The 5307-nt window shown below is 71.0% G+C and carries 2 protein-coding genes; one reads left to right on the top strand and one right to left on the bottom strand.

Annotated elements, in window-relative coordinates; genetic code table 11:
* Positions 1 to 51 precede the first annotated feature (51 nt).
* Entirely contained in the window at positions 52 to 1068 is a 1017-nt protein-coding gene (locus P1P70_RS40000) for a LacI family DNA-binding transcriptional regulator (protein ID WP_319246716.1), read from the bottom strand.
* 505 nt (positions 1069 to 1573) lie between these two features.
* On the opposite strand from P1P70_RS40000, the gene P1P70_RS39995 reads away from it, so the two are divergent.
* Positions 1574 to 5227 carry a LamG-like jellyroll fold domain-containing protein gene (locus tag P1P70_RS39995; RefSeq protein ID WP_319246714.1) on the top strand — a complete coding sequence of 1218 codons (3654 nt, stop codon included), beginning with the start codon at positions 1574 to 1576 and terminating at the stop codon, positions 5225 to 5227.
* The last annotated feature ends 80 nt before the right edge of the window (positions 5228 to 5307 follow it).

The raw sequence follows: 5307 nt of genomic DNA, 5'->3' as shown, positions 1-5307 counted from the left end.
GGGCAGGAGGCCGTGAGTGGTGACGGGGTCAGGAGGGCCGGGCGTTCGGGCTCAGGTGGCGCCGAGGACCGGGCCGGTGCTGGCCCGCAGGGAGATCGGAGGTACGAGCAGGTGGTTCCGGGGCGACGCGTCGGGATGGTCCAGCCGCTCGACGAGGAGGTCGACGGCGAGGCGGCCCATCTCCTCGGCCGGTACGTCCGCCGCGGTGAGCTGCGGGGTCACCGTCTCCGCCCACCGGGACGCCACCACTCCGGTGACGGAGAAGTCGCGCGGCACATGGCGGCCGGCCCGGGCCAGCCCCCGGTAGAGGCCACCCAGCGCCGCCTCGTTCAGCGTGACCAGGCCCGTGGTCGCCGGGTCGTCCCGCAGGATCCGCTCCAGGCACGCCTGCCCGGAGCCGGCGTCGTCCCCGCACGTGTACGACCGCACGGTCAGTCCACGCTCGGCCGCGGCCTTCGTGAAGCCGTCCAGCCCCCGGTGCGCGGACTCGTACCCGGCCCGCAGGAGCTGCTCGGGCCGGTTGACGAAGGCGACCCGGCGGTGGCCGAGGTCCGCGAGGTGGTGGACGCACGCCTCCGCCAGCGCGGTGTGGTCGAGCCCCACCCACCAGCCGCCCTCCGGCCGGGCGGTGCGCCCGATGGCGACGGAGGGGAAGTCGAGGTCGGCCAGGTGATCGACCCGGTCGTCCTGCAGCCTGATCTCCATCAGGATCGCGCCGTCGACCCGGCGCTCCCCCAGCAACCGCTGGAAGGAGCGGTCGCTGTCGACTCCACTGGGTGAGAGCAGTACGTCGTAGTCGTGGGCCGCGGCGGCCTCCACCACGCTGCCGATGAAGTCCAGCTGCATGCCCGTGTAGTGGTTGCCGGCCGGTGGGAAGACCAGGCCGATCGTGCTGGTCCGCCCGTTGGCCAGGGCCCGCGCGCTCGCGTTGGGCCGGTAGCCCAGCTCGTCGATGACCTGCTGGATCTTCCGGCGGGTGTCGTCCGACACGGGGCGTTTGCCGCTCAGCGCGTAGGACACGGTGCTCCGCGAGACACCGGCCCGCCGGGCGATCTCACCGATGTTCACGGAGAACTCCTTGCTCGCACCGGTTCGACGCTCCGCGGAGGCGAAGCTTCCGAGCCGCTGGGACGGAAGAGTGACAAGAGTACGGTTCCCGGTCGTCGAACCGGTTCGCGTGAAGTGAAGGTAGGAACAGGCTGGGCGGCTGTCAACACCCCAAACGGCACTTCTCGTCACAGCATGGCGCTGCAGGCGCTCCCCGGCCCCCCGGGACTTCGCTCGTGTCGGGGGTATTGCTGCGCGATTTCTCCGGTGCTAGCTTCCTGCGAACCGGTTCGACGAACTGATCCCTCCCGGCGGCCGAGGGCCCCGCCCCGCACAACCCCGGTGTGCGGGGCCCCGCCACGGTTACCCGGGCCAGTCGCCCCCTGCTCCGTAGCGCGGGCGATCGAACCGATTCCGCACCACCGCCACCTCGGCACCCGCCTCACCGACCACGTCACGCGGACGAACAGCCGGGGCCGAGGCGGGCCGACCGGAACCGTTACTCACAGGATCGAGGACGCACTCCATGCCATCCGCTGACAGATCGGCCCGGCGCCGGGCCCCGGCCGCCGTGGCCCTGGCCCTGGGCGCGGGCGTGCTGGTCGCGCCGGCCGTCCCCGCCCAGGCGGCCACCGCGCCCGAGCCCACGGCCCGCTACACCTTCGACGAGGACGACCTCGCGTCCGGGAAGATCACGGACGTCTCCGGCAACGGCCTGACGGCGAGCCTCGTCAACGGCTCCACCGCACGGTCCGTCGAGGGCACGGGCGGCGGCAAGGCGCTCGCCCTGCCCGGCGGAGCGCCCACCTCCGACGGCGCGTACGTGCGCCTGCCCCGCGCGGTGGTCGGCGACGCGACCGACCTGACGGTGTCCGCCCGGGTGAAGTGGGGCGGCGACAAGGCGTCCTGGCAGCGGATCTTCGACCTGGGCACCGACACGACGAAGTACCTCTTCACCACCCCGTCCAACAACGGCGGGGTCCTGCGCACCGCCGTGACCACCGGCGGCGGGGGCGCGGAGTCCCAGGTCTCCGGGTACGCGGCGCTCCCAGCCGACGCCTGGCGGACGGTCACGGTCACCCTCGACACGGCCGCCGGACGTGTCACCACCTACCTCGACGGCGTGGCCGTCTCCTCCGCGAAGACCGGGGTGAAGGCCAGGGAGCTGCTGGACGCCTCGGCCACCGCCGCCGGTTACATCGGCAAGTCCTTCTGGCCGGACCCGCTGCTGCAGGGCGCGATCGACGACTTCACGGTGTGGCACGCGGCGCTGAGCGCCGAGCAGGTGGCGGATGTGGTCGGTGACGTCCCCACGCTCCGTGAGCTGTCGCGGACGACCTTCGACGTGCGCACCACCACCGGGACCGCTCCGTCCCTGCCCGCCTCGGTCCGCTCCTCGTACTCCGACGGCTACGACCGTGACACGCCGGTCGTCTGGGACGCCGTGCCCGAGGAGAAGTACGCCCGCCCCGGCACGTTCACGGTGGCAGGACGCGCGGCCGGACGGGACGTGAAGGCGACCGTCGCCGTGGTCCGCGAGGGCCGGCTCACCGTCGACCTCGCCTCGGACACCGGCGCGTTCCACGGCGGCGCCTCCGGCACCCTCTACGGCGTGTACGGGCCGGACGTCCCCACCAACAACCTCATCGAGGGCATGGGGTTGCGCACGGTCGCCACCAAGGCGCAGGACGGTCCGCAGCACCCGGGGGCCGACGCGCTGGAGGTGGTGAAGCCGCTGGCGGACTCCACCGACGGCGACGTGTACATCTACATGACCGACATCCACCGCGGCTTCCCGTACCAGTGGCCGGGCGACACCCCCGCGGAGAAGCTCAAGCTCTACGAGGAGAAGATCGCCACGCAGGTCGACCAGGTGCTCCGACTGCCGAAGGAGTACCAGGACAACATCGTCTTCGTGCCGTACAACGAGCCCGAGGGCAACATGTTCGGCACCGGCGAGTGGAGCTACAACCGGGTCAGCTGGCTCGACGACCCCGACGACTTCTTCGCCGCCTGGGACTCCGCGTACGAGCTGATCAAGAAGAAGATGCCGGACGCCCGGATCGCCGGCCCCAACACCAGCGTCCTGTACGCCCAGGTGAAGGGCTTCATGGCGCACGCCCTGGCCGCCGGCACCCTCCCCGAGGTCGTCACCTGGCACGAGCTGAGCCACCCGGAGGCGGTGCGCGACAGCGTCGCCAAGTACCGGGGCTGGGAGAAGGAGCTGTTCGAGGGCACCGACCGTGAGGGCACCCAACTGCCCATCAACATCAACGAGTACGCCTTCAACTACCACACCTCGGTCCCCGGCCAGATGATCCAGTGGGTCTCCGCGATCGAGGAGTCCAAGGTGGACGCCGACATCGCGTACTGGAACATCGACGGCAACCTCTCGGACTCCGCGGTGCAGTCGAACCGAGGCAACGGCCAGTGGTGGCTGCTCAACTCCTATGCCTCGATGAGCGGGCACACGGTGAAGGTGGACCCGCCGTTCCCCGGCGAGAACTACACCATGCAGGGCGTCGGCACGCTCGACGAGAAGAAGAAGCAGGCCCGGCTGGTCTTCGGAGGTTCCACCGGCAAGGGACACATCACCTTCGCCGGCGTCCCGAAGAAGATCTTCGGCAAGAACGTCCACGCCTGGGTCCGTGAGATCGAGTGGAGCGGACAGCTCGGCGACAGCTCCGGCCCGAAGCTGCTGACCGAGACGAACCTGAAGGTCGCCGCCGACGGCACGGTCTCCGTCGACTTCGGCGACGGCACCCTGCCGGCGCTGAAGGAGTCCTCGGCGTACGAGATCGTCCTCAGCCCCGCCGGGAAGGCGAAGGCCACCCAGGACGCGCCCACGCGCTGGCAGAACTCGTACGAGGCCGAGGACGCCGCGCACACCGGGTCCGGCTACTCGAAGAACGGGCCCGAGGGCTCCCCGCGCGACGTGTCGAAGTTCTACACCTCCGGCGGCTACAACGTCGGCGGCCTGCGCACCGGTTCGGACATGACGCTCGACTTCACCGTGGACGTGCCCGAGGACGGCACCTACGACCTGAGCGTCTTCGCCAACTCCCTCAACACCTTCGACAAGATCAAGGACCAGGGGCCGACCAACGTCTTCCTCCGGATCGACGGCAAGGCGGACGGCGAGCAGGAGCTGTACCTGCCGCTGGGCTACAAGTGGGTGGTGTGGGACCACACCGACACCACGGTCCGTCTCACCAAGGGCAAGCACACCCTGACGCTGGCCGCGAGGAGCGCCGACGGCAAGCGCGTCACCAAGGGCGACGCCATCGTCGACCGGCTGACCCTCAGCCTGCCGGACTCCTCCGCCCGCACGCGGGTGTACGAGGGGGAGCTCGCCTGGCTGGGCGGCGGGGCACGTCCCGTCTACGACCCGCCGAAGCGGGCGGCCACCGGATCGGGCGCCGCCCGGCTGTCCAAGAAGGGGACCGCCACGTTCTGGGTCTACTCCCCCGCCGACCGCGAGGCCACCCTCCGCGTCGACACCCTGAAGGGTTCGGGCGCCCGTCTCTCCGTCAACGGCCAGGACGTCCTGCGGCTGGACAAGGGCGGGAACAGCGTCGCGGTCTCCCTCTCCGGGGGCGTCAACAAGGTGACGGTGACCGGGGGTTCGTCCACCACCCTCGTCGACCGCCTCACGGTCACCTCGACCGAGGGCACGCTCCCGACGCGTACGTACGAGGGGAAGGACGCCGAGCTCGGCGGCTCGGCCGCGCTCAGCTCACTCTCCCTGGCCACGGGCGGCACCGCGATCACCGGGATCGGCGGCGCCCCGGGCAACGGCAACACCGCCACGTTCACCGTCACCGCGGACCGGGCGGGCACCCACGCGCTGCGCATCCGCTACTCCAACCCCGAGCAGTCGCCGGCCACCCACTACAACCCGGACCCGCTCGCCCGCCACGCCGACCTCGCCGTCAACGGCGGTGGGACGCGGCGGGTCACCTTCCCGCACACCTTCCACGAGAACAACTTCTGGGAGCTCACCGTCCCCGTCCAGCTGAAGAAGGGACAGAACACGCTCACCTTCCGCTCCGAGGAACTCCCGAACTTCGACGGCGAGACCTACGCCTCGGACACCTTCCCCGGCGTGCTGCTCCGTTCCCGCCACGCCCCGCTGATCGACCGGATCACGGTCGCGCCGTACGCCCGGGAGGTGCGATGAGACGAGCGGCGCCGACGGTGTGGTGACGCGCCCGAGGACCGGGTAGCGGTCGCCTCCCCACCCGTCCCCCCGATGGAGCG

The sequence above is a fragment of the Streptomyces sp. MB09-02B genome (assembly GCF_033794485.1).
Lineage (GTDB): Bacteria > Actinomycetota > Actinomycetes > Streptomycetales > Streptomycetaceae > Streptomyces.
The sequence above is the reverse complement of the archived record's forward strand: the minus strand, read 5'-3'. Positions and strand labels throughout refer to the sequence as shown.

Coding starts and splice junctions, on each gene's coding strand:
- P1P70_RS39995 (WP_319246714.1), top strand. CDS start 1,574: ATGCCATCCGCTGACAGATCGGCCCGGCGCCGGGCCCCGGCCGCCGTG.